The organism is Trebonia sp., assembly GCF_049794275.1.
In the GTDB taxonomy this organism is placed as follows: domain Bacteria; phylum Actinomycetota; class Actinomycetes; order Streptosporangiales; family Streptosporangiaceae; genus Trebonia.
Genome location: NZ_JBARCR010001087.1, coordinates 1 through 2,613 on the forward strand (window position 1 = coordinate 1; position 2,613 = coordinate 2,613).

The following is a 2,613-nucleotide window of genomic DNA, read 5'->3' on the forward strand; positions in this document are numbered from 1 at the left end:
AGCCGCGGGAGCGCCCGCGGATCATGCGGCGGCGCCGCAAGGCGATAGACGAGCTGCTGCGCGAGCCGCGCGATCCAGGCGCCGACCCGGAGCGCATCGCCCCGGATCCGCTCGATCCGGCGCGGATCCTGCCCGACCGGGACGGGCCGGCGTGGCGCGACGTGGCGGCGTCGGACGGTTAGGGGCCGGCCAAACAAGCGCGGCTTTACCCACGCTGGGGGTGAACCACGCCCGCGGACGGTGCAGGATGGGGGAATGAGGGAAACCAGAGTCATGACCGAGGACCTGCGGGCCGCCGTCGAGCGCAGCGGGTACTACCCCGGTCTGGTGACCGACGCGGTCGCTTCCGCCCTGGGCCAGGAACCGGTCACCGCCTTCTTCGTGCACCACGACGCGATCTTCGATCCTGGGATGGAGGTCCGCAGGCACATGACGGTGATGGCGCTCACCCCGACCAGGCTGGTCTACTCGCACACCGACGAGCATCCGGCCGAGGAGCCTGACGGGCGGCCGCGGGCCGAGACGAGCACCGAGGCGATCAGGTTCTCCCGGGTGTCGTCGGTGTCGCTGACCCGGGTAGTGCCCGATCCGGCCTCGTACGTGCCGGGGGTGACGATGCCGTCCGAGGTGATGCTGACGATCGGCTGGAACGTGCTGTCGCACCTGGAGCTCGAGCCGGCGCACTGCGGCGACGAGAGCTGCGAGGCCGACCACGGGTACCTCGGCACGATCACCGCCGACGACCTGACGCTCCGCATCAGCGAGGCGGCCGACGGCGAGGAGGCCGTGCGCCAGGTGCTCTCGTTCGCCGGCGCGCTGTCCGACGCCACCGCCCGCAGCGGCAGCTGACGCTTATGACGCCACGCGAGCCCAGAACCAGCCCGATCGTGCCGTCGTACGGCGAGAGCAGCCTCGCCGACCTGTCCGCTTCCATCCTCGCCTCGATGACCGGCGACCAGGCCCGCAACGTGCTCGGCCTGCAAGGGGCCGGCCGGGTCTGCCTGCTGGTCGTGGACGGGCTCGGCTGGGAGCTGCTGCGCGGGCACCAGGCCGCCGCGCCGTTCCTTTCCGAACTGGCGTTCAACTCCAGGCCGCTGACCGCCGGCTTCCCCTCCACGACCGCGACAAGCCTCGGCTCAATCGGCACCGCCCTGCCGCCCGCCGCGCACGGCGTGCTCGGCTACCAGGTGGCGGTCCCCGGCACGAACAGGCTGCTCAACGCCCTGCGCTGGCCGAAGGACATCGACCCGCTGGCCTGGCAGCCCAAGCCGACGCTGTTCGAGCGGGCCGCCGCGGCCGGCGTCGCCGCCATCCACATCGCGCCGGGCGCCTACGCCGACAGCGGGCTGACGCGCGCCGTGCTGCGCGGGGCGCAGTACCGCGCGGCGGGCACGATGGGGGCGCTGGCCGCCGAGTCGGTGGCCGCCCTGGAAAGCTCGGAACGCGTGCTGGTCAGCGCGTACCACGGCGACCTGGACGCCGTGGGCCACCGGTTCGGCGTGTCCTCGCCGGCGTGGACGTACCAGCTCTCGCACGTGGACCGGCTGGCGGAACAGATCGCCCAGGCGCTGCCGTTCGGCGCCGTGCTCTATGTGACGGCCGACCACGGGATGGTGAATGTCGCCCCCGAGGACAAGGTGGACGCGGACCTCGTGCCGGAGCTGCGGGCGGGCGTCGCGCTGCTCGGCGGCGAGCCGCGGGCCAGGCACGTGTACGCCAGGCCAGGCGCCGCCGCCGACGTGCTGGCCGTCTGGCGGGAGGTCCTCGGCGAGCGCGCCTGGGTGGCGTCGCGGGACGAGGCGATCAGCTACGGCTGGTTCGGGCCGCCCGACTATTCGGTGACCGACAGGATCGGCGACGTGGTCGCCGCGGCCACGGGCACGTCCGCGATCGTCGCCTCGCACGCCGAGCCGAAAGAGAGCGGGTTCACCGGCCAGCACGGCTCGCTGACCTCGGCCGAGCAGCTGGTCCCGATGCTCGCCTACGCGGCGCCGTGAGCGCCACGCCCGAGGGCACCGCCCTCATCACCGTCGCCGAGCTGGCAGGGCCCCCAGGGCCCCCGGGGCCCCCGACGCCGCCCACGCTGCTCGACGTGCGCTGGCGGCTGGGCGGCCCGCCGGGCATCGACCTGTACCAGGCCGGGCACATCCCCGGCGCGGTGTTCACCGACCTGGACCGCGACCTCGCGGCCCCGCCAGGTCCCGGCGGCAGGCACCCGATGCCGGCCGCGGCCGCGTTCGAGGCCGCGATGCGCCGGGCCGGCGTGCGCGGCGACCAGCCGGTCGTGGTCTACGACGACGCCGACTCCACGGCGGCGGCCCGCGCGTGGTGGCTGCTTCGGTACTTCGGCCACCGCCAGGTGCGGGTGCTCGACGGCGGCTTCGCGGCCTGGAAGGCGGCTGGTCACCCGGTGGAAACGGGCCTGCCCGCAGGCGCCCCTGCCGCTGGTGATTTCACCGCGTCGCCCGGGCACCTGGCCCTCCTCGACGCGGACGGCGCCGCGGCGCTGGCCCGCACGGGCGTGCTGCTCGACGCGAGGGCGGGAGGCAGGTACCGCGGCGAGACCGAGCCTGTCGACCCGGTGGCCGGCCACATCCCCGGCGCGGTCAGCGC

Annotated in this window: 4 protein-coding genes; all 4 read left to right on the plus strand. The window is 74.6% G+C overall.

The genetic code is table 11. The features are described 5' to 3' along the window. The coding region (locus WA805_RS27095) for a hypothetical protein (protein WP_425243757.1) at positions 1-182 on the plus strand (182 nt) is incomplete at its 5' end. Positions 183-255: 73 nt separating this feature from the next. Further along, positions 256-849: a DUF5998 family protein gene (locus WA805_RS27100; protein ID WP_422270685.1), complete on the plus strand. Its 594-nt coding sequence runs from the start codon at positions 256-258 to the stop codon at positions 847-849. A 5-nt stretch (positions 850-854) separates the two neighbouring features. Continuing rightward, positions 855-1,997 carry an alkaline phosphatase family protein gene (locus WA805_RS27105; protein WP_422340434.1) on the plus strand — a complete coding sequence of 381 codons (1,143 nt, stop codon included), beginning with the start codon at positions 855-857 and terminating at the stop codon, positions 1,995-1,997. Continuing rightward, positions 1,994-2,613, plus strand: a 620-nt coding sequence (locus WA805_RS27110) for a sulfurtransferase (protein WP_425243758.1), incomplete at its 3' end; no start/stop codon positions are given. The genes WA805_RS27105 and WA805_RS27110, both read left to right, overlap by 4 nt.

Coding starts and splice junctions, on each gene's coding strand:
- WA805_RS27100 (WP_422270685.1), top strand. CDS start 256: ATGAGGGAAACCAGAGTCATGACCGAGGACCTGCGGGCCGCCGTCGAG.
- WA805_RS27105 (WP_422340434.1), top strand. CDS start 855: ATGACGCCACGCGAGCCCAGAACCAGCCCGATCGTGCCGTCGTACGGC.